The 24489-nt window shown below is 41.8% G+C and carries 19 protein-coding genes; 8 read left to right on the forward strand and 11 right to left on the reverse strand.

The window, feature by feature from the left end; all coding sequences use genetic code 11:
- Positions 1–36 precede the first annotated feature (36 nt).
- The 7 genes from ACHZBG_RS12045 to ACHZBG_RS12075 form a co-directional block, all read right to left on the reverse strand.
- Positions 37–1179: a DUF4172 domain-containing protein gene (locus tag ACHZBG_RS12045; protein ID WP_320129703.1), complete on the reverse strand. Its 1143-nt coding sequence runs from the start codon at positions 1177–1179 to the stop codon at positions 37–39.
- A gap of 555 nt (positions 1180–1734) precedes the next feature.
- Complete coding sequence (locus ACHZBG_RS12050) at positions 1735–3036, reverse strand: MATE family efflux transporter (RefSeq protein WP_320129704.1); 1302 nt, start codon at positions 3034–3036, stop codon at positions 1735–1737.
- Positions 3037–3470: 434 nt separating this feature from the next.
- On the reverse strand, positions 3471–4640 hold the full coding sequence (locus ACHZBG_RS12055; protein ID WP_320129705.1) for a Gfo/Idh/MocA family oxidoreductase: 1170 nt from the start codon (positions 4638–4640) through the stop codon (positions 3471–3473).
- A gap of 17 nt (positions 4641–4657) precedes the next feature.
- On the reverse strand, positions 4658–5419 hold the full coding sequence (locus ACHZBG_RS12060) for a ThuA domain-containing protein (protein WP_320129706.1): 762 nt from the start codon (positions 5417–5419) through the stop codon (positions 4658–4660).
- 66 nt (positions 5420–5485) lie between these two features.
- Positions 5486–6433: a sugar ABC transporter substrate-binding protein gene (locus ACHZBG_RS12065; protein WP_320129707.1), complete on the reverse strand. Its 948-nt coding sequence runs from the start codon at positions 6431–6433 to the stop codon at positions 5486–5488.
- 126 nt (positions 6434–6559) lie between these two features.
- Positions 6560–7522, reverse strand: coding sequence for an ABC transporter permease (locus ACHZBG_RS12070; RefSeq protein WP_320129708.1), 963 nt, complete (start codon positions 7520–7522; stop codon positions 6560–6562).
- 22 nt (positions 7523–7544) lie between these two features.
- Complete coding sequence (locus ACHZBG_RS12075) at positions 7545–9026, reverse strand: sugar ABC transporter ATP-binding protein (protein ID WP_320129709.1); 1482 nt, start codon at positions 9024–9026, stop codon at positions 7545–7547.
- Positions 9027–9285: 259 nt separating this feature from the next.
- On the opposite strand from ACHZBG_RS12075, the gene ACHZBG_RS12080 reads away from it, so the two are divergent.
- Positions 9286–10449 (forward strand): ROK family transcriptional regulator, encoded by a 1164-nt coding sequence (locus ACHZBG_RS12080; protein WP_320129710.1) that lies wholly within the window; start codon positions 9286–9288, stop codon positions 10447–10449.
- A gap of 161 nt (positions 10450–10610) precedes the next feature.
- On the opposite strand, the gene ACHZBG_RS12085 is transcribed toward ACHZBG_RS12080, so the two are convergent.
- Together ACHZBG_RS12085 and ACHZBG_RS12090 are read right to left on the reverse strand one after the other, a co-directional pair.
- Positions 10611–11702: a helix-turn-helix domain-containing protein gene (locus ACHZBG_RS12085; RefSeq protein ID WP_320129711.1), complete on the reverse strand. Its 1092-nt coding sequence runs from the start codon at positions 11700–11702 to the stop codon at positions 10611–10613.
- Positions 11699–11980: a hypothetical protein gene (locus ACHZBG_RS12090; RefSeq protein ID WP_320129712.1), complete on the reverse strand. Its 282-nt coding sequence runs from the start codon at positions 11978–11980 to the stop codon at positions 11699–11701. The genes ACHZBG_RS12085 and ACHZBG_RS12090 overlap by 4 nt, the downstream gene beginning before the upstream one ends.
- Positions 11981–12672: 692 nt before the next feature.
- Between ACHZBG_RS12090 and ACHZBG_RS12095 the strand changes: the two genes are divergently transcribed.
- Together ACHZBG_RS12095 and ACHZBG_RS12100 are read left to right on the forward strand one after the other, a co-directional pair.
- Positions 12673–14643, forward strand: coding sequence for a TRAP transporter permease (locus ACHZBG_RS12095; protein WP_320129713.1), 1971 nt, complete (start codon positions 12673–12675; stop codon positions 14641–14643).
- Entirely contained in the window at positions 14640–15620 is a 981-nt protein-coding gene (locus tag ACHZBG_RS12100) for a TAXI family TRAP transporter solute-binding subunit (RefSeq protein WP_320129714.1), read from the forward strand. The genes ACHZBG_RS12095 and ACHZBG_RS12100 overlap by 4 nt, the downstream gene beginning before the upstream one ends.
- A 223-nt stretch (positions 15621–15843) precedes the next feature.
- Here the strand turns inward: ACHZBG_RS12100 and ACHZBG_RS12105 are convergent, their stop codons facing one another.
- On the reverse strand, positions 15844–17016 hold the full coding sequence (locus tag ACHZBG_RS12105; protein ID WP_320129715.1) for a DUF4143 domain-containing protein: 1173 nt from the start codon (positions 17014–17016) through the stop codon (positions 15844–15846).
- Between the two features lie 514 nt (positions 17017–17530).
- The gene (locus ACHZBG_RS12110; RefSeq protein ID WP_320129716.1) at positions 17531–18532 is read right to left on the reverse strand and encodes a LacI family DNA-binding transcriptional regulator; all 1002 of its coding nucleotides are present in this window, start codon (positions 18530–18532) and stop codon (positions 17531–17533) included.
- A 440-nt stretch (positions 18533–18972) separates the two neighbouring features.
- Here ACHZBG_RS12110 and ACHZBG_RS12115 point away from each other — a divergent pair, with 440 nt between their 5' ends.
- From ACHZBG_RS12115 to ACHZBG_RS12135, 5 genes are all read left to right on the forward strand, one after another.
- The gene (locus ACHZBG_RS12115; protein WP_320129717.1) at positions 18973–20358 is read left to right on the forward strand and encodes an ABC transporter substrate-binding protein; all 1386 of its coding nucleotides are present in this window, start codon (positions 18973–18975) and stop codon (positions 20356–20358) included.
- Between the two features lie 35 nt (positions 20359–20393).
- Positions 20394–21281 carry a sugar ABC transporter permease gene (locus ACHZBG_RS12120; RefSeq protein ID WP_320129718.1) on the forward strand — a complete coding sequence of 296 codons (888 nt, stop codon included), beginning with the start codon at positions 20394–20396 and terminating at the stop codon, positions 21279–21281.
- Between the two features lie 12 nt (positions 21282–21293).
- Positions 21294–22118 carry a carbohydrate ABC transporter permease gene (locus ACHZBG_RS12125; protein WP_320129719.1) on the forward strand — a complete coding sequence of 275 codons (825 nt, stop codon included), beginning with the start codon at positions 21294–21296 and terminating at the stop codon, positions 22116–22118.
- A gap of 65 nt (positions 22119–22183) precedes the next feature.
- Positions 22184–23239, forward strand: a complete 1056-nt coding sequence (locus ACHZBG_RS12130; RefSeq protein ID WP_320129720.1) for a glycoside hydrolase family 130 protein — start codon at positions 22184–22186, stop codon at positions 23237–23239.
- Positions 23240–23245: 6 nt separating this feature from the next.
- On the forward strand, positions 23246–24163 hold the full coding sequence (locus tag ACHZBG_RS12135; protein WP_320129721.1) for a DUF1861 family protein: 918 nt from the start codon (positions 23246–23248) through the stop codon (positions 24161–24163).
- The last annotated feature ends 326 nt before the right edge of the window (positions 24164–24489 follow it).

Consider the following 24489-nt stretch of genomic DNA (forward strand, 5'->3'; position numbering starts at 1 on the left):
AGTCCTTATTACCGTACGCTGATTGAAAGAAACATATTACATCCTTGTTGTTTGTCCAAGGCGTTTCTCAAGCTGTTCTGAAAGCATATAGGAGGTACTCCTCCCTCCTTCAACCGACCTGACCAGGAATCCCTGTTCCAGAAGATCATTGATATCACGGACTGCTGTTGGCGATGCACATCCTGTCAGCTTCATCCATTTTTCCTTGGTGAGTTTGCCAAAGAAAGTACCATCAACCAAACGAACCAGCATCATGATTTGCCGAGAATTGAACAACATCGGATCAAGCGATCTGACCAGATTCCCCAAATAAATGGCAGTATGAAATGTCTTTTTAGCAGTTTCAAGTCCTTCTATCCCCAGATGCAGATACCAGATTATCCAAGAAGTAATGTCCAGGCTTGTATCTTGACCGGTACATAAGCGAAGTTGCTCATAATATTCTTTTCGCTTTTGCATAATCGCTTTTGAGATGCTGAAACTCTTGAGGGTCCGGGACTCTCCCCGGGCAAGGACATAATCAGAAAGAGCTCTGGACAACCTGCCATTTCCATCGGAAAACGGATGAATTGCAACAAACAACAAGGATACAACAGCACTCTTTACAAGTGGTCTCTGCTCATTGTCTCCATTCACATAAGAAATCAGATACTCTATGTTCTCTTCAATCCGATTCTCAGGTACTCCTTCAAAAACAGGCTCTCCATCACCAAATTGCATTCCTTGCATGATATACACCGCTTCAGTTCTGAAAGAACCTATTTGCTTTGGAGTAAAAGCAGGAGAAGAGGCCTTGAATAAAAGACGATGCCATCCAAACAATCGTTCCAAGCTCATGGGATCTTTGGTATTGAGAATTGCATCCAAGATTATCTGGGAAACATTTTTTGCATACGCATCATCCTTCGCCTTGATTTCCATGGCAATATCGAGATGTTTGGCAACAGAAGAAAGAACTGAATCATAAGCAATTCGTTCACCTTCGATCTCACTACTTTTGACAGTTTCCCAAGCGAGGGTTTCTGCATGAATTCTCTGTTGGGTTGCTCGATCAAGGACAGAAAACAAAGCATCTACAGAACCTTTTGCATATTGATATTGTTCAAATAATGGACCAACTTGCCGTTCATCATAGATTACATAGGGCCACCGGGGAACATTCCAAATGCATTCCATCATAATCCTCTCTTTTTTCGACTCAAAGCTGAACACTATCCAGTAAATTCACTATTTACCAATCAATATTGAGTCGAATATCCTCATTATTCTACATTCGACTCAAATATGCAACAAAAAAAGGCACAACCAGTCTAAAATAGAAGTCAGTAGGATTCTTTGTTTTCTTTTCATAACCTGTGCATTTTAATTTCCGCACGTAATCTTGCAGTCCACCTAAAATTCTATTAAAAATTGTCTTGACCTAGAAGCTCACCATACTTCATGAAGCATGGCAACTGACTAAACCCTCCAAGAAAACCCTGCTCAGAGGACACAAAAAGCTAAAATAGTATCAAATATATAAAAATATAATCTATGGGGCCCCTTCTCTTCCAAACTCGAGACGAACTCCCTTCGTCCTGATGCAAATAGCAAACTTACTGTTGTTGTCAACCTTTGTACCCAGTAAGAAAAAAAGATTTTTACTATAAAATGAAGGCCGAATTTACGGATACCTTCCACTTCTGCACTGTCTTTTCCGCTGAGTCCTGTTCATGAATCTACAGTTCCGTATATCTATTTCGTTAATTTATTAATCCAATTGTATTTATTTACTTTTATACTGGCAGGAATACATTTGAATACCTGGTCAGAGTTCAAAAAAATGACCACTATATATATAGGTAACTTCCAATAAAAGGCAACAAGAAACGAAATTGGATACATAATCAACCATATACAAATAAGATCATTCTTAAGAACAAACTTAGTATCGCCCCCTCCACGAACAATTCCTGTCAATGTTGGCATCTGATATGCTGTCCCTACACATGTAAAGCTTAGGATAATTATAATCTGGTTTGCCAAAATCCTTGCATCTGGCGTTAGAGAATAAAGGCTAAGAAAAGGGATTCTAACAACCAGAAGAAGAGCACTAATAAGCACTCCGATTAGAATGTAAATAATCTGAAAAGTTCTACTATATTCTTTTATTTTTTCTATCTTTCCACTCCCTACGCTCTTTGCTATCAATACCGAAGATGCAGAAGAGGCTCCAATTGCCATTAACTTAAAATACTGAAACAAAGTAGAAGCAGCACTATTGGCAGCGATAGCATCAGCAGAAAGATGGCCAAGTATTGCAGCCTGTAATCCGACTGACAATCCAAAAAAGAATTGAGTTGCTACAACAGGAAGACTTATCCTAAAAAAATCTTTTACGAGAGTAAAGCGCGGTTTTAGGATCTGACTAATCCTCAAATGCAATTTACCATCAACAAAAACTACATAATAGACAATGATTGCAAATTCCAGACACCTTGCTATCAAGGTACCGATGGCAGCACCTTTGATACCCAGTTCTGGTGCTCCAAAGCTACCAAAAATCAAGATATAATTTATTATTACATTAACAACAAGAGATATTATTGAAATTTTGAATGCTATTTTTACTGTTTCGACGCTCCTTAATGATGCTTCGAGAATATTTGTAATAATAAACAATATATAAGTATATTTTATTAACGAAATATAGACACTTCCTGTTTCAAGAATATCGGGATCATCAGAAAATATCGACAAAACTCTTTTAGGCATAAAAGAAACAAAAAAAAACAAGATAGTTCCTATAAATATTCCAACATATAAAGCAATACCTATTAGTTCGTTAATCGGTTCAAGTTTTTTTTCCCCCCAATATTGCGATGCCAATACGACAAGTCCTTCGCCTATCCCAAGGGTAACTTGTTGCAAAAGAAACTGAATTTGGTTTACTATTGCCGCACCTGACAAGGCAAATTGACTGTAACTGCCAAGCATGATATTATCCGCAAGATTAACACTGTAGGAAACCATATTCTGAAGTATTAACATACCCATTAGTGGGAAAAAGGTAGTATAAAATTCTTTGTCGTGCGTAAAAAAATTTTTTGGTGAATAACTAATATGCATTTTTTCGAGTTTCTGGCTTATAAAAAACTATTAGGACATGTTATTCTTTTTCTCTTGTCCTAATCGACAACAATAGCCAGTATTGTTTCTATCATTATATTTCCTAAGCATTAGAAGAAAAAAATACTTTCATCACATGTTTCTTCTATGCAAACCCAATCATTTACTTCTGTTTACAATTGTCCTCTTATGTTCCTTATTACCCCAATCAGTATAAAAAAATTAACTCTTCAGCTCCATGAAAAAGTTTTTAATACATAGATACATACAACTTACCTATACAAAGATCTTTTATATGACAGAAGTGGGACAAAACTTGTCCCACTTCAACGTTACATCTCAAGAAATATCAAGAAACAAGACTATTTCTCAAATGCATATTCAGGAGTACTCATTTGAAGCGGTTCAGGACGATCACAAGTCGTTTCCATATTATGATATTTTCCTTCTGCCGCAGCAAGGTGAATTCCCTGCATAATCTCAAGTGAATGAAGAGCCATGGTCCCATGCGCCCTGTGCTTCCGTCCAGTTTGAATTGCAGCACACATATCAGCAAGACCTAAAGCCCGACTATTTTCATTATAGCCAAACAGCGAAGAGATAGATCTCCATTCAGTGCCATTACTCCGTGGAATTTGTGTCGGGAAACCATTCCAATCCGATTCGTTATATCTCCTAAACAGAATTTGGCCTTCAAAATCATTGGGACCGGCAAGCGGATCAGCTTCAGCCATGGAAAGTGTTCCTTCTGTTCCATAAATCTCAAATCTTGGAAGGTGGGAATCCCAAACATCAAAACTAGTAATAATAGTACCAATCGCGCCACAAGCAAAATTGATTGTTCCCGCTATATGTGTCGGTATTTCAACATCAATAAGCTCTCCAAAACAGGGTTGGCTAGTAATTCTTCTTTGCTCGAAGGTCTTCTGTACTTCCCCAGAAACCCTAGTTGCAGGACCAAGGAGAGAGAGCAACGCCGTTACATAATAAGGTCCCATATCAAACATTGGGCCAGCTCCCGTTTTATAGTAAAACTGTGGACCAGGATGCCAGCACTCATGTCCATGACAAGCCATAAAAGCAGTAGCGGCAATTGGTTTTCCAATCCAACCATCATCAATAAGTTTACGGAAAGTTTGAAGTCTTCCCCCCAAGAAAGTGTCAGGGGCACATCCTATCCTTAGTCCTTTCTTATCAGCCAATGCAACAAGCTCTTTTCCTTCCTCAATAGTTATTGCAAGTGACTTTTCTGAAAAAACATGCTTTCCCGCCAGTAAAGCCTTCTTGGAAATCTCATAATGAGCCTGAGGAACCGTAATATTAAGAACTACCTCGATTTCTTTATCCTCAAGCATATTATCTACATTATAATAGACCTTAGGAATATTGTATTTTCTTGCCTGAGCATCTGCCTTTTCCTTCATGACATCACAAACAGCAATAACTTCTAGTACGTTATACTTCTTGCTGTTTGTGAGATAAATATCACTTATTACGCCACAACCAATAACACCAACTTTAACTTTTCTCATATCTTTTCCCTTATTCATTATTTTGCAGCCCAAAGCAAAGCTTTTCTTGTTACTTCAAGATTTGGCTTCTCCATAAAGTTCCCAATTGAATGTCCAAGAGAATTATAGAATACCCTTCCTCTTCCAAAATACTTCGCCCACATTACCGGCATATCAAAAATTCCGTTTCCTATATGTGGCCCTTTGGCAATCTGTGTGTCATCAAAAACCTTTTCATTGAAGTTCCATGTCCCATATGTCGATTCAGAATCCACTTCAACCTTGTCGCTGGGAACAAATGGGCCTTTTCCTATCGGCATCCTTGTAGTCGCCAATACATGAACAGAGGGATCAACAAGAAGATAGTACTGCTCCGAAGTTGTCCAGAAATCATCCTGATCTTCTGTGATATAACTTTCGTGATCAACATAATGGACTTTGTACTTCACATGCTGTCCACTGGGATGCGAAACCCATTGCCCCCCAGTCATCAATAGCCAATCCATGCAATCATGGAAAGAATCACACATACCACCATGACACCCAACAAGGCCAACACCACTTGCCACAGCTTTTATTACAGGTTCATGCTGTTCCTTTGTTATCACACCATGACTCCAACATGGAATGATCAAGCTAAGATTCATCAACTTCTCTTCATCTTTAAAAGAATCAAGAGTATTAGATACTTCAACTTCAAAGTTTTCATCTTCAAGGATATCCTTATAGGCATTTGCAACCTGGTCAGGATCGTGGCCCATCCAACCACCCCATACAATTAATGCTTTCTTCTTCATCATTACACCTCATACAATAGATTTACAAACATATAAGATCATACAGAAAGGGATAGTAAACACCGGAAATTACTTGCTTATGAACTTATCCACATTATCTTTTGTAACAAGTTGGAATGGGATAAAAGTTTCTTTGGATACTTTTTTACCGTTTATAAGTTCATATGCAATTTCAACAACTTCTTGACCCTGCCCGTAAGCATCTTGGAACACCGTTGCATCATCTCTGCCTTCTTTTATTGCTTGCAAAGCATCAGGAATGGCATCGACACCGATAATTATCAATTTGTCTTTGATACCCTCATTTTCCGCAGCCTGCACACATCCCATGGCCATTTCATCATTCTGCGCGAAAATCGCATTTAAACTATTGCCGTATTTCTGAATCCAATCTTCAGTTAAAGACATTGCCTTTTCCCTCGACCAATTAGCAGTTTCTTCAGTAATCAATTTCAAATCCGGATATTTTTTCAACATCTCATAGGCGCCACTACTCCGTTTAACCTCTGCAGATTGACCTGGATTTCCATGAATCATGGCAATATTCCCTTTCCCGTTAAGTCTTTTTGCAAGATAATTGATAGCAATTTGCGAAGCTTCCTCATCGGCAGAACCAATAAAAGCATCAGAAGGATTAGTGGTAACAGAATTCACGGAAACAATTGGAATTCCTGCAGCCCGAGCCTTGTCAATTGCAGGGCCACTGGCATCAGTATCAACAGGATCTATAATGATCAAATCAACCCCCTGCGCAATAAAAGATTCCACTTCTGACATCTGTTTATTGGCATCCATCTCAGGATTATTGCAAATTACTTTTATACCTAATTCTTTGCACTTATCGGTAATCCCTTTTTGGAGAGTCACCATAAATTCATTGGAGAGATTACTGTGCGAAAAACCAAATACTAATTGCTTCTTACCAGAAGAAGCTTCCGTATTACCCTGAGCAAAAATTGATGGCGCAAACATTAATGTCATCAACATAACACCAATCAGGAAAACTCTCTTTTTCATTTTAACTCCTTTTCTTTACCTTGCTTGGACATAAAATATTTCATGTCTTTTTTAATACATCAACTAGTTTTTGAATTAGTTAACCCCTATACCCTTTTTTGTATGGTCATTTCTTAATAGAGAAAATCAAGCTTGTCTGTTTCCTTTAGTAGTAACATCCAACAATACAGCGCCAATAATTATCAAACCCTGGATAATCTGCTGATAATAAGAGGATACATTCAACAAGTCCAAACCATTGCTAATAAAGCCCATTATCAATGATCCAACTATTGTTCCATAAATTGTGCCGATTCCTCCTGCAAGACTTGTTCCTCCTATCACCACTGCTGCTATTGCTGTCAGCTCATAGCCAGAGCCAATACTTGGTTGTCCTACTTGAATCCGCGCTGCCTGCATAACTCCGGCCAATCCTGCACAACCGCTGCAAATCACATATACAAGAAGCAATATAGAATCAACATTTATGCCAGATGCATAAGCAGCATCAATGTTTCCCCCGATAGCATACACATACCTTCCAAATTTTGTTTTATTTAGCAAAAAGGCAGACAACAGCAATACCACTATGGCGATAATTATTGGAATTGGGACAAACAATACAGTTCCATTCCCAATAAAATTAAAGTTTTCAGCAAGATTTGAGACAGGTCTTCCCTTAGCAATCAAAAGGGCCATACCACGGGCGATAGTTGTAACACCTAACGTAACGATAAAAGACGCCACTTTACCTTTTGATACCAAGACACCAATAAACAGCCCAAATACAATACCTATTCCAATACCTGCACTTATAGAAACAATCAACGGAAATTTTCCCGGATGTGCAAAACTGGCGGCTGAAACACCAGCAATTGCAACAATCGAGCCTAATGACAAATCAATTCCACCTGTAAGAATTACAAAGGTAACGCCAATAGCCAAAACTGAAGTAATTGATATCTGCCTGAAAACATTCAGAAAATTTTTGACCGTAAAAAAAACAGGGGAAGCAATTGACAAAATTATTATCAATGCAAGCAAAGCAAGCCAAATACCATACCTTGCTATTATAATTTTAAGACTTTGAGTTTTTTTATACTTATTCATTTTTGTTTATTCCCATTACTATTTAGGCAATTGCTAGTTCCATGATTTTTTCTTGAGAAAACTCTTTTCTTTCAAGTTCCCCCGTAATCCTCCCCTCATGCAACACAATGATTCTGTCGGCAAGTCCAATCAACTCAGGCATTTCAGATGAAACTAAAATAATTGACTTTCCATGTTCTGCTAAATCACAAATTAATTTATAAATTTCTGCTTTTGCTCCAATGTCTATCCCTCGAGTCGGTTCATCCATTATAAGTATTTCAGATTCATCCAATAGTAATCTTCCCAACACTATTTTCTGCTGATTCCCTCCACTTAAATTAATAGTAAGTTGGTCCATACTCGGTGTCTTGATTTTCAATGCATCAATCATTTTTTCCGCCAACTGATTTTCTCTTTTTGTATTGATGACCATACTATGGAAATATTTATCCAAATTGGATAACGTCAGATTTTTCTTAATTGACAAAGTCAATACAAGTCCCATCCCTTTTCTGTCTTCATTAACTAATCCAATCTTATTTCTGATAGCATCACTAGGACTTTTTATCTCTGTCCTCTTTCCGTCTAGAAAAATCTCACCACTATCAAATTTATCAAGACCATAAATTGCCCTCATTATTTCAGTTCTTCCCGCACCCATTAGGCCGGAAAAACCAAGTATTTCTCCTTTTCTAAGAGAAAAATTAATATGTTGGAATTTCCCCTCTCGACAGAGGTCTTTTACTTGAAGGATTTCTTGGCCTATGTCCGCTTTTCTAATAGGAAACATCTGGTTTAGCTCATGGCCCACCATACACTTAATAATGATATCTTTTTGGATTTCACTTGTTTCAAAAACATGGATAAGCTTACCATCTCTCAATACAGTTACTTCATCCGATATTTCTTGGACTTCATCCATTTTATGAGTAATATAAATGACACTTACGCCACGAGCTTTGAGTGTTCCAATTGCATTGAAGAGTTCTCTAACTTCGTTATCTGTTATTGCTGAAGTAGGTTCATCAAGAACAACAACCTTTGCATTGCAAGACACACACTTTGCAATTTCTACCATTTGCCGTTCAGACACACTCAAATCTTTCATACATAAATTTGGATCCAAGTGAACTCCTACTTTGCTTAAATATTTTTCTGTTGCCAACTCCATCTCTTTCTTGTTTATCACAAACTTATGAACAAGCTCTCTTCCTAAAAACATATTTTCAGCGATTGATAGTTGGGGTACATAAGACAATTCCTGATACACCATAGTAATTCCCATACTAATTGCTTCTCCAGGAAAATAATTTTGGATTTTTCTTCCTTGATAGATAATTTCTCCTCTATCAGGAACATACTTACCGACAAGAATCTTCATTAAGGTAGACTTTCCTGCACCATTTTCTCCCATAAGAGCATGCACGCTCCCTGGTTTCAATTTGAAACTAACATCATCCAAAGCCTTTACACCTGGAAAGATTTTGCTAATGTTATTCATTTCAAGAATATACTCAGCCACCACATTACCCTCTTTTTAAAACTTCCATAACTTACTAAATACAATTTACATAGTATGTTATTACACCCCCAATTTTACTTTGTCAAGTATTTTTATTTTTATAGTTTATTATATATTTATTTATTATTTAATATGTTATATTTAAATAATTTATATAATTATTAAACTATATTTATAAATAATAAAAATAAAAAGTTTACAAATAAACATATTGATTGATTTACTCATTTCGTTTTATTATGTTTCTTAACAATAGAAAATGAAAACAATACAATATAAAATAATTCAGTTAATCAATGCATGTGGCCCATTAAGCCAAGTAGATATAGCTAATAAACTATCAATCAGCCTTCCGACCGTCGTTACAAATGTAAACCATTTAGTCAAAGAGAGACTGTTGGTGCAAAATCACGGAGAATCTACAGGAGGGAGAAAACCTGTAATTGTAGGTCTGAACAATACAAGCTGTTACGTTTTTGGAATCGATTTTCGCGTCGATACTTTAGCTGTAACACTTTTTGATTTTGGATTGAACCCTGTAGTCGAACAAATTCTATCAACTGATAACTATGTTAGTGTAGAAAAATTGATGAACCAATTATTCGAGAATATGAAAGATATTCTTTTGAATAACAATATACAGATAAAAAAACTTATTGGCGTAGGCATTTCTGTTCCTGGTATTATCAACGAAGAGTCCCATGATTTGGTTATTGCCCCGAAAATTCACATACGAAATGAAAGTTTAATGAAATATAACTACTTTTTAAACGTCCCTATTCATTTTGAGAACGAGGCCAATGCAGGTTGCTATGGGGAATGGAAATTAGGAGCAGCAAGAAATTATCATAATGTTGTTTACTTCTCCATAATGGGTGGATTTGGTGCTGGCATTGTTATTAACGATTCCTTATACAGAGGGACCAAGTATATGGCAGGTGAAATAGGTCATATAATTGTGAAAAGAAATGGCAGAATGTGTTCTTGTGGACAGAGAGGGTGTTTAACCGAATATTTGGATGATACTTCCTTTCTAAAAGGATACAAAGAGAAAACAGGCCGTACATTGGAAACAAGAGAAGCTTTTTGGGATTTGGTAAAAGAAAGGGATCCCGTTGCATTGGATGTAGCAAATGATTATATCGATGATCTTGTTTTTGCAATGCAACTCACCATTTTGGTATTAGATCCTGATATAATTGTTATTGGAGGATATAATCTTAAATCTTCTTTCCCAAAAATGGTGGAAAAACTCAACAAATCAAAGTCAACATTATTCTCTGATGAGAATAATGTTGTTTGTTCTCAATTGGATGGAAATGCATCAATAATAGGAGTAGCCCTTTATGTGAGAAACGATTATCTCTTAAAAAGAAACAAAGACGAATTGCATGATACGCCCTTAAAAACTATACCTATTTAAAAATCATTAAAGCCATTTGTCTTTAATAAACTTTACGAAATAATTGTATATGCTTCGGGATAGAGAAGGGAATATTCTATAGCGAGCCCAGGATATAAAACAGATTACCTTGGATCTCTTATTGCCCTTGCACAGTAAAGAAACAGCCTTGCATTACTTTACTATCCTTCTGTCCAATCAAATATTTTCGTTAGGTCTTGGAAGTACGTCCACTTTCCTGTCAGATGCCGAAACCGTCCCGCTACGATACCGGGACTGATAGCAAGACTCTTTGCCAAATCAAGTATTTCTTGCTTTGAAGTAAATCCGGCAATCTGCACATTGTATTTTTCTGGAATCAAGATATCGGCAGCAAAACTATCAGCTTCCTGTTCTTCTCCATCAATACTATTTTTTTCAGCAATATAGAGTTCTTTTTTGCTCCCATGAAGAATATGATAGACCTCATGGAAAAATGAAAACCAGAAGATATCCTCACCCTTTCCTCGCAAATTCAGCAAGATCATGGCCTTGTTCGGGGAAAGCCATTTTGAGGCGCCATTCCAGGGAACCTTCTTGAGCTCACGAACCAATGCCAGCGCTACCCCAGAGTCCGCACATACCTTACGCATCTCATCAATAAAAACATCCGGGCTTTTTATTGTCAGGGTGCGGATACCCTGTATTGCATTCTTGAAATGTTCTTCATTGAATGGCAAGCAGGCAATTTTTTGAGATTGCAACTCGCCTAAACGAATCCAGGCAGAGGCAGAACCACTCTGGGTCTCAAAACAATCAGATCGCCTGGCAGCTACTTTCGGATCACACCAAACGCCGTGCCAAGCTTCAACACTGGAGACGCCATAAAACTTCAAGGTCTCTTGAACTAAGCCTGCCTTATTGATTTCACTATGAATTACCCCACGCGATATTAGTTCAGAGGTGGGGATGTCCTGCAACCAATCAATTCCCTGTTCAAGCTCCTTGGCTTGCTTTATTCTACTTAATTGCTCCCGGTACTGCATCTCCAGATTGTTCCACATCCGGGCAGGAACGCCTGTCACCATTTCCAACTTGTTCGCCGTTTCAAACGTTATGGCCTGAATACCTTTGATGATACGTACAATTGTTTGCTCAGTCAGTCCAGTTCTCAAGGCAAGGTCTTTTTGCGTCATGGAAAGGTTTTCAATCACCTCACGCAAGGTTTGTCCTGGAGGAACTGCATAATCCGGAGAATATTCATACATACGTTTAGCCTTTTTTAGTGTGCTCATTTGGAGCCCCTCCGTTGGTTCTTCTTGTCATGGGTATCTTCTATGGCAATCACTTCGATCTCAGTGACATACTGATGATTGATACCACCCTCTTCTTTCAAGGGAATAGGATCATTTACAGGAATAATGAGCAAGCGATTGGGGTATTCCAGATCAATCGAAAAGACACCTCCCCGATTTTCCAATTCATGACAGCGTACAGGTGGTAGATGAGAAATATCTGAAAGCGAATCAGCAGCATGCAATTCCATGAGACGTTGCTGTATCTTACTACTCATTTTCTGACCAAAGATTTTAATCATCTCTCGATTCCCAGAGCATTGCTTCTGTAACTTCCTCGTCTTGAAATATACTTTCATGAGCCTACCATGTCAATATTTAATTAACATACAATGTTAATCATTTTACACATTTTCCCAAGACGCTCCTGGAGAGAGGGCGAAAACCGAAAAACCCGCAAATCCGATTACTATTACCCTACTCAAATATTACCTACTACGCTTCAAAAAGTATTTTTCTCTGTGGAAACAATTGAAAAACCAGCATTTTCCTGGGAATCTATTAAACACCCTAATTTGAAACCACATTTAGGAAGAATGGTTCATCAACACCAATGCCATATAACTGGAACCAAGCTTTTCAAGCTAATTCCGTACAGAAAAGTCAAGAAACTTGGCTGGTGTCATAATTAAGCAGTATAACCTAATGAAACTTCTAAAAACGCGTTTGATGGCATGAAACTCCTCCGACAACCAGGCTCCCTATCAAACACTCGTCTTCTCAAATCACAAAGAAACCTTGAAAGGTTAGCTACACTATTTAGGATCGGAAAATCATGTATCATAGGATATGGACACTATTTCCATCAGATTTAGTATGACATTCTCATAAATATACAAAACACCGTATATCTAAATTGACAAAAGGCTGAACACCCAATAGATTGGAGTAAACTTTTGGGGTAGTATTCATGGAACAACACACACAAGCCTTGTTGACGGAAGAAGAGATCAAGGCTCAGGAACTCTTGGGAGAAAAAGAACCCGATAGCAAATTACGCACCTATACCGGACCGCTTGGACAGGCTGTGACTGTCCTCTTCATGATATGGGCAATTTTCCAGATCTACGCAAACACCCTCGGAACAATCGATGTGATGACCTTGCGTACCTGGCATCTTTTTGCCCTTTTGAGCTTTACCTTTTTATTATTCCCGACCTATAGAAAGGAGAAACTCTCTCGCACCCTTCCTCCGGTTTGGGACATCATTCTTTTATCATTGACCATCTTTACCTTTGCCTATCTTTTGAAAAATTACACAGTAATAGCCAAACGCGGAGGGTATTTGCTGACACTCGATTTGGTAATCGCTGCAGTCGTGCTCATCCTCCTCTTTGAGGGAGCCCGACGTGCCTGCAAGAACCTGGCAATCCTTGGCCTGATCTTTTTGCTGTACAATTTTTTAGGAAAATTCATCCCCGGAGAATTGGGGCATGTCGGTTTCAGCCTCAAGAGAGTCCTCAACCATATGATTTGGGGCAGCCAAGGAATTTTTGGCGTAGGTATCGGAGTCAGTGCAACCTACATCTTTCTCTTTGTGCTCTTCGGTTCCTATCTGAAATACAGTGGCTTCAGCCAGTTCATCAATGACCTTGCCCTGACCTTGGTGGGGAGAACTGCCGGAGGACCGGCTAAGGTTGCCGTTCTCGCCAGTGCACTGTTGGGGATGATCAACGGATCGGCAATTGCCAATGTTGCCACTACAGGCACCATCACAATTCCGATGATGAAGAAAACCGGATACAAAAAAGAATTCGCCGCGGCAGTCGAGGCAGTTGCCTCAACCGGAGGGCAATTTGCGCCCCCGATCATGGGTGCCGTAGGCTTCGTGATGGCTGAATTCATGGGAGTAAGCTACACAACCGTATTGCTGGCTGCCTGCATCCCAGCTTTTCTCTACTACCTTACACTCCTCTTTGCAGTTCACTTTGAAGCCAAACGCCTTGGCCTTTCAGGCCTGAGCAAGGAGAATATCCCGATAGCAAAGCAGGTAATCAAGAAACAAGGGCATTTGGTCATTCCCCTGGTAGTTCTCATCACCCTACTTTGTTTTGGTTTTACTCCCCTCTTTGCGGCAGTAGTCTCAATCTTTGCCACGATATTCGCCTCTTGGCTCAGAAAAGAGACGAGAATGACCTGGTCAATCATTGTCCAGGCTACAGTCGAGGGCTCCCGTTCAGCCATCACCGTTGGTATGAGTTGTGCACTCATCGGCGTGATAATCGGTACGGTTTCCCTTACCGGCCTAGGGTTGAACTTCGGCTATATCATGCTGAGAGTTGTCGGTGACGGGCAACTCTATCTCGGTGGTTTCATGGTCATGCTCATGAGCATAGTCCTGGGCATGGGTGTTCCCGGGGTTGCGGCCTATGTCATTGTCTCCACCGTCGCCGTACCTGTCTTGATACAGGCCGGGGCCATTCCCATGGCAGCCCACATGTTCTGCCTTATCTATGCCTGCCTTTCCAACATCACTCCCCCAGTGGCAATGAGTAGTTATGTTGCCAGCGGAATAGCAGACTCGGATCAGACAAAAACGAGTCTCATAGCGGTCAAACTGGGACTGACTGGATTCATCCTGCCCTTCTTCTTTTTGAATAATCCCATCCTTTTACTGGGTACAGTCGCAGGCACTCCTCTCTGGCTAACACTCAGGGCAATCCTGACCTCATCAATCGGGGTCATTGCCTTATCCGCAGGGTTGCAGGGTTACCTGTTCGCAAAACTCAACATCCTTGAAAGAATCTTGATTGTTATCGCCGGGTTGTTGTTCATCGCAACAAACCTCGTTACCGATATCATTGCATTGCTCATTTCCGCAACTATCATTTTCATCCAATACATGCAGAAAAAAAACACTAGGCAAGGAGAAAAAACATGAAAAAATCCAGAGTACTTCTATTGCTCGTCGCGCTCTTGATTCCTGTTACGTTGTTCGCGGCAGGAACGCAGGAATCCGGTGCAAAATCGCAAAAGACGGTAATCAACTTCCCGACCGCGGCAACCACAGGGGCCGTATACCCCCTCGGGGCTGCAATGTGCAACCTATGGAACACCAAGCTTCCAAATGTGCGCGCCAGTGCCCAAGCCAGCGCAGGAGGAATTGCAAACCTCAACATGATTGCTGACGGAGAAGCCCAACTTGGCGTGGCCGTGACTTCCATCATGTATGAATCCTATAATGGAATCGGGTCTTTCGAGGGAAGGGCAAACCCCAACCTCAGGGTTATGATCGGCCTCTACTCCAATCCAAATCAGGTTGTGGTAACCGACAGCAGTGGTATCAACTCACTTGCAGACTTGGCCGGCAAGCGTTTCGCCTCAGGAGCCCCTGGATCAACTACTGAAGTTGAAACCAGCATTCACCTCAAGACCAGTGGCATCGATTATCCAGATGGACTGAAAGTACAGTATGTCGGCTTTACCGAAGCCATCGACCTCATGCGCAACAAACAGCTCGACGGAGCTTGGATCATGGCAGGAATCCCGAATGCCGCAGTAACCGAGATGCTCTCCACTGCAGGAGGAAAATTGCTCAATATCGATGAAAGCCTTATTGCAAAGCTCAAGGAAAAATATCCCTGGTATGGTGCCTATACAATACCTGCGGGAACCTATCCCAAACAGGACAGCGATGTGCTTACCTCAGCTATCAAACTTACCATCTGTACCGATGCCAGGGTTGATGCAGACGTCGTATATGAACTGACCAAAACTTTCTGGGAGAATTTCGATGAACTGAAAGCTACCCAGGCACCGCTGAAGAAGGTAAACTCGAAAGACGCCGTCAAGGATCTTGCGGGACTTCCTCTTCACGAAGGGGCTGCACGCTACTACAGGGAAATCGGATTATTGTAAACGTACCAACCCGGAGCGAAACCTCCGGGTTCTCTATTGGGATCAGTAAAAACTGGCCCCAATATTTTTCGAATCATCTACATCAGTAAACATTATACCTATTCTTCCATCCAATTTTAACGGGCATTCTTCATCATGGGAAATTGCTTACCGAATGCAAGGCAAGAAAGTCCTCCACAGCCTCAGGATATAGAGATCAGATTATCATGACAAAAATCTGGGTCTAGAGGATTTTTCCACTCCAGAGAAGATCCAGGAAATACTTCCAAGGCATGACTTCAATACCATTTTCCAGCTTTCTTGGACGTTCCTCACAGCATACCAAAAGATATTTGCTACATATCCCTTCCTCCATGAAAGCCTTCAATCCCCTGTAATCCCTGGCATCTGTTTTTTTTGTAGTCTTTGTCTCTATAGCTATTCTTTCTCCTATTACGAAGTCAACCTCGAAATCACTTGTAGTCCTCCAATAACTCAGCACCAACTTGCTTTGGACATAATCAAGATAAGCCCTGAGTTCCATGAACATATAGTGCTCAAAAAAATTTCCATATTCGGTCTGGGTTACAGTCGGAACAGGGGCATTCTGCAAGGCCCTGGCAACTCCAAGATCAAAGAAGTAGAACTTCGAAATCCCATAGGTCTTTCTCTTTTTCCCTTTCTTGAAGGATGGAAGCTCATACCCTATGAGCGTGTCGATGAGAACCTGATACCAGTCGGAAACAGCCTGTCGGGTAACCCCCACATCGCTGGCTATATTGGTAAAGTTGAGCATCTCCGTATTTGATAATGCAGCCATTTCCAGGAATCGAAAGAAATGAGGTAATTTTCTGGTCACACCTTCGGCCTGTATCTCTTCGTTCAAATATAAGTCGACATAATCGCCAAGAGCCTCAGATGGGTTGTCTGCGCAAAAACATGCCGGCAACAGTCCTGACTCGAAAATTCTTTCCAAGGAATAGCCGGTTTCCTGTATCTCCGGGTAAACCAAGGGATGCATGGTGACATGACCTGCCCTTCCTCCCAAAAGATTAACACCGCCTGAGCGAAGTTTTCTTGCACTTGAACCAGTAAGTAGGAACCTGATATTCCTCTCCTCAATGAGAAGGTGCACTTCCTCCAGCAACAGCGGTGCTTTCTGGATTTCATCAATCACCACGATGCAATCATGTAAATCACGCGCTTCAATCTCTTCATGAAGCAATCCAGGATCGGAAAGAACCCTCATGCGAAGCCTACCGTCAAGCAGGTTCCAGCCAAGGCTAACCATATCCTTCAATTCATTACGTATATAGGAAGTTTTCCCTGTCATCCGGGGTCCCAGAAGAAATTGCGACTTGGACTCGAGCTTCTCTTTCAGTGCAAGAGTTCGTTGTATGTAAATATCATGTTCCATTTTAAACAACTCCTATTTAACATATATCATGATAAACGCAATTAATGTTTACGTCAAATACAGACTGACTTTTTCTGAAAATGATAAAAAGTAAAAAAAATGCCTGATTTTACTACAGTACAAAGGATAGGGATGAAAAAGAATTGCAACTGGGGCAACTTCCAGGAGCTCTGTCAAAAGTATCGCTACAGTATCACCATATGCCTGAAGCCAAACATGCCGACATATACGGAGACCTTGGACACCGTCGCCAAGCTTACGACCAGGGTACAAAAAACAAGCTTTCGGTAAGCGAGACCAAAAAAACTATTCACCTGCAAACAAAACCAGGTCTATCTTGGACATCTTTTCCCCGTCACTGGTTTTCGAATACCCCAAGCTTTTCAAGACATCAATGTACAAAAATTCAAAAAGCTTGGTCAGTATCAAAATATAAAGATACAACCTATTGAAATCCTTCAAAAGGGAATAACCTTACTCGCAGCTTCCCTGTTATTCTGCTGGGTAACAACATTTATTTCCGTTCTTTTTTCGGCGCAGAATCCCGCTCCACAAGTTGGGCGTCCAGATAGATTCGCTTGACTTGGGTTCGTCCCTGACGTCGTTCCTGTAAAAGCGTGAGGGCCTCGATGGCAAACAGTCGCTTATCGATGCTCATACTGGTCAAGGAGGGAGTCGTTGAAGCAGCCATCTCCGTGTTATCAATGCTGACGATAGCCACTTGCGAGGGAATCTGAACTCCCCGACTTTTCAGCCGTTCCATAAAATAGTAGGCAGCCCTGTCGCATTGACAGATAAAAGCCTCCGGCAACGGGTCCGGCAATCGGATATCGAGCAGGTAATTATCCGTATCCTTGTCGTAATTATCCACAAGCCATTCATCCTGCAGGGTAAGATGCTTTGTATATAGTATCTTACGATATCCCAGGATTCTATCGGCAATATTGGATGATTGCGTCAAGGAACCTACGAATCCAATTCGACCATAGCCTCTCTGGTAAAGATATTCAGCCAATACTGCACCAATACGGTAATTATCGATGATAACACAATCAGAATGATCATCCATCGGATCGTAATCCACCACGACATAGGGTCTTGCCGTCTTTGTAACGGCCTGCATGGCCATCCGGGAGACTTCCCCTCCCACGATAATACCGTCACAAGCTTCAATGCCATCAACCAGGCGTCCCTGTTCCTCATCATCTTTTTCCATAATGAAAAGAGACAGATCCAAATCTTGCTCATTGCAAAGAATATTCAAATGATAGTAGATGACATGATAGAAAGAATCGGTAATCAAATAGAATCGCTTGGGAACCAGAAAGGCAATATGCAACTTACGTCCATTCGATCTGAGTCGCTGATGCTCATAGCCAAGGGAGGAAGCGACCTGCCAGATTTGTTGCCGAAGGTCATCCCCTACACCGCTCTGTCCTTTCAAGGCACGGGAAACCGTTATCTTGCTAGTCCCAACCTGCTGTGCAATCTGTTCAAGCGTAGCTTTTTTCCCCATGACAATCCACTCCTGGTGGTTACTATACCATAGTAACGTAGATTTGTAACGTTACAAAATGGATTTCAGTCACAATTTCTCATGGCCTACGCCCCTTACCTAGAAACATATCAATTGTTTGGAAAAACAGACAACAAACTCATTTCCTGTATTTTCCAAAAGCTTTTCATACAAATGCTTCCACTGTCCTTCATATTCTTATATCATATTTAAATATATAAAGTTATTTTTTCATTATTCAGCTGAACAGACCTGCCGATACTGGTAAACTCCTTCAATAATGCAATACAAGAACATGCCTATTTCTATCGGAAATTACTCCATCAAGTATTTTGTAACGTAATATTTAACGTTACAAATATAATATTTGACAGAAGTGTAAAGTAGATATATAACTAATATGTAAAGCAATTCTATGTATCGAACAAAAGGAGATATCTATGAAAAAAATGCTTATATGGGTAGTGGCACTTGCCACCCTTGGAAGCATGGCCTATGCCAACGGAAATTCTGAAACCTCTTCAGCTTCACAAAAATCAGTGACAGTAAATTTTTCCACTGCTCCAAACCAAGGTCAATATAACTTCTGGGATGCCATCGTCCAGCAGTTCAATGCAGCAAACATTCAAGTTGATGGCAAAACAGTACAAGTCAAAGTACAAATGATGCCGGAAACCCCATCTTCGGAAGCAGGGATCCAGAATGCTTTGGCAACCAATACTGCACCCGCCCTCTCCACGAATATCAACAGGGGATTTGCTTCTACCCTGGTTGCCTCAGGTCGTATCTATGACTTGCAGGACGACCAGTTCTTCAAGGACATCATAACTGCGAGAAATATGGAGAGCATCATACCCGGTTGGCAGATCGATGGTAAACAATATGTAATTCCCATCTATGCCAATGCCATGGGGTACCATTGGAATTCCAAGGCTCTCAGGGAATTGGGATTCGCCGACCGTGTCCCGACAACCGTGGACGATATAAAGACCTTGTTGGTAAATTTCGAGAAACTCAAGGATACCCGTATGAAAGAGCTGGGAATCAGCCATGTATTCCTTCGTTCCGAACTCGGACGCCCTGAATTATGGTGGAATCGTTGGTATGACTTCGAGATGCAGTACGATGCCTTTTCCCAGGGGAAAAGTCTGGTGACAGGTAATAAACTGACAATGGATCCTCAAGCAGCAAAACAAGTCTTCGAATTCTTGGGTATGTTTGGCGATACCATCCAGATGGCTGAGGATACCACAGCTTTCGAAAAAACAGATGTACCGTATGTCGTGCAGATCACTGCTCCCTGGGATGTATCAAAATACGATGCCGCAGGTATGAAGTACGGACTTGACGGTGACTATATCTACGGGCCACCAATCGTTCTGAAAAAGGGTGATACCCCCTACACCTTTGCTGATGCAAAAGGCATTGTCTTTTACAAAGGTGGTAACGTAACGGAAGAAATGCACAAAGGTGCCATAGCTTTCATATCCTGGGTCTATTCGCAACAACGCAACGCCCAGACCGATCTCGATTGGTTCAAGACCACCGGGATGCTTCCGATGCGTGGGGATACAACCACCAACCCGATCCTGTCTGAGTACATCGCCGGCAAGCAGATTCTTCAAGATCAGGCAAAGCTCATTCCCAATTCGATCCCGGCAATGGCAAATGGTTCAATGTCGGACATCCTTACCGCCTTGGGTGAAAATGGACTTTGTGCCTATATCCTGAAAACTGCCACCCTCAAGCCATTCACCGCTCCCGATGCCACAACATATGTACAGAAGGCAATGGAAGATATGAAGGCCGCAGGTTCCCTGCAATAAGGATATCAACAAATGGTTGAAGAGGTCGTTCCAAAATGAAAAGAAAGTTCCATGGCAAAGAAAATACAACGGGGTGGGCCTTCGTCACCCCGTATCTACTCTATGCGATCATCCTGTTTGCCGTACCTTTGGTCTGGGCATTCTGGTTGGCCGGTACAGACTGGAACCTGATGGCACTTTCCTGGAATTGGATTGGCCTCGACAATCTTAAAAAAGCGGTTTCCGATCCGAACGTGCACAAGGTATTTTTCAATGGATTGAAATATCTTGTGGCGATTGTACCGCTTGTTTGCATATTCTCGATAGGCATCGCCGCGGTATTGCACAATCTACCTGCACGATTCAAAGGTATTTTCTCGGTTATTTTTTTCGTACCGTTTCTTACCTCAGGAGTCGCAACCTCTGTATTTGTTCGTTATTTCTTCAGTTATAGCTCGGCATTCAACACCTATCTTCGCACCAGCTGGAACTTGAACATTGGTTGGTTCACCGACCCGGCGGTAGCCTTCTGGGTCATTGTGGTAATTATCATATGGAAGGTCTCCGGATACTACTCCCTATTTCTTTTCGCCTCCTATGAAGCCATCCAGCAAGAAATCCTGGAAGCCGCCGAAATAGACGGGGCAAGTGGCTTCAAGCGGTTTTGGAAAATCGTGATACCGATGATCACCACTTCCATGCAGAGTGTCATCATCCTCGCCACTGGCTTGGTGTACAGCATCTTTACCGAGCCCTACCTGCTTACAGGTGGAGGCCCGGCAAAATCAACCTTGTCCTGGCAATTACTGCTGTACAACACCTCATTTGTCAGTTTCAAATCCGGCTATGGGGCCATGATTGCCATCCTGCTCGGGATTTGTATCTTTGTTACGTTACGTATCGTCATAGCCATAACAAACCGTTACGTGGAAACCATGGAATAGGGAGGAAATACGATGAATAGACAAAAACGAAAAAGTATGAGAATTGCATTGGTCATTGCCTTGGTCCTGGCCTTTATATCGCTCTTCCCCTACTACTATATTCTCCTCCAATCGTTCACACCCTGGACAGAAGTCGATGCAAGCATGGTTCCCCACCATTTGGTAGCGGACAGTTACAAGTACCTGATGACCAACGGGGGAGCTGATAACCGCATGATGTGGATTCGATCAATGTTCAATTCTATCTTCGTCAGCACCGTCTCGACTACGGTTTCATTGGTAACTGGACTGTTGATCGCCTATGCCATGACCAAAATCAGGTTCAACGGGGCAAAGACCATTTATAATTTGCTTCTGTTCCAGATGTTCTTCCCGACCATAATCCTGCTGGTACCCCAGTACATGCTCCTCAGACCGCTGGTCAACAACTACCTGGGCCTGATTATTCCCTATACGGTCTCCCTATGGGGCGTATTGATGTACTATAACTATTTCAAGACCCTTTCAACTTCTATCTTTGAATCAGCCAGAATCGACGGGGCCAGTGAAGTGCGTATCGCTTTCACTATTGCATTCCCTATCTGCAGGACTATTTCGGTCATCGTATTCCTATCGATCTTCTTAGGAAGGTGGTCAGAACTGATGTGGGATATGTTGATGGCACCCTCTATACAAATGCAAACCCTCAATGTACTCATTACGACCCAATTTAAACCCATGGGCAATCTTCCCGGTCCGTTATATGCGGCTTCCGTAATCCTTACATTCCCTGTCCTTATCCTGTTCCTTGCTTTTTCGAAGTACTTCAAGCAAGGAATTACAATGCAATTCAAATAGCATTCAACTAGCAATTCTAATTCCAAAGGCACAGACAATGCTCCGTGCCCTGGCAAGGAGCAATCATGTATAACAAGACCATTCGTAGATGTAGGGAAAACCCTGTCATAACTATCGATGAAGTAACCCCTACCACACCAAACATGCAGGTCGTGGGAATATTCAATTGTGGAGGAACCCGACTGAACGGCAAGACCTATCTGGTTTGTCGAACGGCGGAAATCCTCGACTCACCGCTTCCTGACAACCTGACTGTCCCGTATATAGGGCCAGAAGGAAAGCTTGCCTCCCAGTCTTTCAAGCTGAACAATCCTGAGCTGGATTTTTCCGATAATCGAATAGTAAAGAATAAAATGAACGGAAAAGTCATAGCCCTGACCAGTCTCTCCAGCTTCAGACTTGCCGTTTCAGAAGACGGGGTCCATTTTTCGATTGGTGAGAAACCCTGTATGATGCCTAATCCCCTCCTTGAGGAATGGGGTATGGAAGATCCCAGGGTAACCTCTCTTGAAGATTGCCTCTACCTTACCTATTCCTCGGTAAGCAGCCATGGAGTCGGGGTTTCCCTGGCTTCCACCAAGGATTTCCAAGTCTTTGAACGGATGGGAATGATTTTGCCGCCACCAAACAAGGATGCAGTACTCTTTCCCGAGAAAATCAACGGAAGGTATTACCTTTTGCACCGACCGAGCCTTGAGGGAACCATCGGAGATTCTGATATATGGATTGCCGATTCACCTGATTTGCTGCATTGGGGCAATCATACTCCGCTATGCGGATGCGAAACAGGCAATGAATGGGAAAGCAGGAAAATAGGGGCAGGAGCTCCTCCTCTCCGTGTTCCCCAAGGTTGGCTGGTACTCTATCATGGAGTGGATGCACAGCAACGATATTCCATGGGTGCTCTTCTTCTTGATAAGGATGATCCTTCCATAGTTCTATCACGGACGAGCCAACCGATCCTTACCCCGGAGGAAACCTATGAACGCTCGGGATTCTTTGCAGAAACCGTCTTTCCTTGTACTGCATTTCTCGAAGGACCGGATGTCGTGATATATTATGGAGCTGCGGACAACAGCGTATGTCGTGTTGACATTCCCCTGGAAACCATACTGGAGTAGAAATCCATGAACTATACAGTAGAGGCATTGCTGAAAGCCTATCGGGCAAAGGGTATACAATTCTTTGATAACAAGCGGTTGTCCTTTGAGGGACAGGAAGGTAAGGATGTGTATAATCCTGCCTACCCTTTGCTTCTTGACGGAGAATTTGTGCTTCCTGCACGTGTTGAATGCAGGAATAGCGAAGTTTCCAGAATCCTGTTATTTGAACCGGACAAGGCGTGCGATTGCTGGAAAAGAATTCCTGGCTCACCCTCCTTACCTCTTCAGGATCCCTGTTGGATACCTTTGGGAACCTCGTTGTTGCTTGGTGGTGTCCAGGTTGATTTTTCTTCCAAGAAAGAAGTTCAAGGCTGGAAAACGGTATTTATGAACTATGACGAGCTTACAATCAATACACCATTCTTCACAGGACCGAGGGGCATGAAGGATCTGCGGTTCTGTTCCTTGCCCAACGGAAAGATCGCCCTTTTCTCTCGCCCACAGAAAACCCAGGGAGCCGGCAGGGGACAGATTGGTTTCATGGTGCTGGATTCCCTCAAAGAACTCTCGATCGAAGCAATTGAGCAGGCTCCCCTACTGGGATTGTTTGCCGAGGACGAATGGGGAGGAGTGAATCAGGTGCAAGTGCTGCCCAATGGTTTGCTGGGAATACTGGGACACATTGCCTGTTTTTCTTCCGATATGGAACGTCATTATTATCCAATGACGTTCACCCTTGACCCGGCAACGGGCAAATTAATGAAGGAACCTTCGATCATCCTGGAACGCAGGGATCTATTGCCAGGCCCTTCCAAACGTCCTGACTTGCAGGATGTCATCTTTCCTGGTGGTTGTGTACAGAAGGATGGAAACTCAAAGCTCTATCTGGGTGTAGGCGATGCCGAGGTCCAGACCGTCGTATTCAAGAATTTGTTTGCCTGAGGAACCTTGAAAGGCAGCTATAAACAATGACAAAGGAAGATCCTCCTACCATAAACAAATAACTCCTAAAGATAACTCACCGGCAAAGAAAAAGTATTCTTACCCAGGATTCCTACTGCATCAGAACCACAGATTACGATCTTTGGACCAATCTTCTTTCCCTTGATTCTTTCCATGATGTAGAAATTTGATGCATCCTGCTTGTTTGGCATAGCTGTCTTCTTTATCTCTACGGGAAAGAAGAAGAGAGGAGATCAAGGGCCTTGGTGATATGTCGATTGATATATGGCATTGAAAATCTCCTTAATAATGGGACAATCTAAAAT

The sequence above is a fragment of the uncultured Sphaerochaeta sp. genome (genome assembly GCF_963676625.2).
Taxonomy (GTDB): Bacteria; Spirochaetota; Spirochaetia; order Sphaerochaetales; family Sphaerochaetaceae; genus Sphaerochaeta.

Bases quoted from the DNA above. Each gene is read 5' to 3' on its own strand.
- ACHZBG_RS12095 (WP_320129713.1), top strand. From the start codon at position 12,673: ATGGAACAACACACACAAGCCTTGTTGACGGAAGAAGAGATCAAGGCT.
- ACHZBG_RS12065 (WP_320129707.1), bottom strand. From the start codon at position 6,433: ATGAAAAAGAGAGTTTTCCTGATTGGTGTTATGTTGATGACATTAATG.
- ACHZBG_RS12070 (WP_320129708.1), bottom strand. From the start codon at position 7,522: ATGAATAAGTATAAAAAAACTCAAAGTCTTAAAATTATAATAGCAAGG.
- ACHZBG_RS12060 (WP_320129706.1), bottom strand. From the start codon at position 5,419: ATGATGAAGAAGAAAGCATTAATTGTATGGGGTGGTTGGATGGGCCAC.
- ACHZBG_RS12100 (WP_320129714.1), top strand. From the start codon at position 14,640: ATGAAAAAATCCAGAGTACTTCTATTGCTCGTCGCGCTCTTGATTCCT.
- ACHZBG_RS12130 (WP_320129720.1), top strand. From the start codon at position 22,184: ATGTATAACAAGACCATTCGTAGATGTAGGGAAAACCCTGTCATAACT.
- ACHZBG_RS12080 (WP_320129710.1), top strand. From the start codon at position 9,286: ATGAAAACAATACAATATAAAATAATTCAGTTAATCAATGCATGTGGC.
- ACHZBG_RS12115 (WP_320129717.1), top strand. From the start codon at position 18,973: ATGAAAAAAATGCTTATATGGGTAGTGGCACTTGCCACCCTTGGAAGC.
- ACHZBG_RS12120 (WP_320129718.1), top strand. From the start codon at position 20,394: ATGAAAAGAAAGTTCCATGGCAAAGAAAATACAACGGGGTGGGCCTTC.
- ACHZBG_RS12125 (WP_320129719.1), top strand. From the start codon at position 21,294: ATGAATAGACAAAAACGAAAAAGTATGAGAATTGCATTGGTCATTGCC.
- ACHZBG_RS12055 (WP_320129705.1), bottom strand. From the start codon at position 4,640: ATGAGAAAAGTTAAAGTTGGTGTTATTGGTTGTGGCGTAATAAGTGAT.
- ACHZBG_RS12110 (WP_320129716.1), bottom strand. From the start codon at position 18,532: ATGGGGAAAAAAGCTACGCTTGAACAGATTGCACAGCAGGTTGGGACT.
- ACHZBG_RS12050 (WP_320129704.1), bottom strand. From the start codon at position 3,036: ATGGGTATGTTAATACTTCAGAATATGGTTTCCTACAGTGTTAATCTT.
- ACHZBG_RS12105 (WP_320129715.1), bottom strand. From the start codon at position 17,016: ATGGAACATGATATTTACATACAACGAACTCTTGCACTGAAAGAGAAG.
- ACHZBG_RS12090 (WP_320129712.1), bottom strand. From the start codon at position 11,980: ATGAGTAGTAAGATACAGCAACGTCTCATGGAATTGCATGCTGCTGAT.
- ACHZBG_RS12135 (WP_320129721.1), top strand. From the start codon at position 23,246: ATGAACTATACAGTAGAGGCATTGCTGAAAGCCTATCGGGCAAAGGGT.
- ACHZBG_RS12085 (WP_320129711.1), bottom strand. From the start codon at position 11,702: ATGAGCACACTAAAAAAGGCTAAACGTATGTATGAATATTCTCCGGAT.
- ACHZBG_RS12045 (WP_320129703.1), bottom strand. From the start codon at position 1,179: ATGATGGAATGCATTTGGAATGTTCCCCGGTGGCCCTATGTAATCTAT.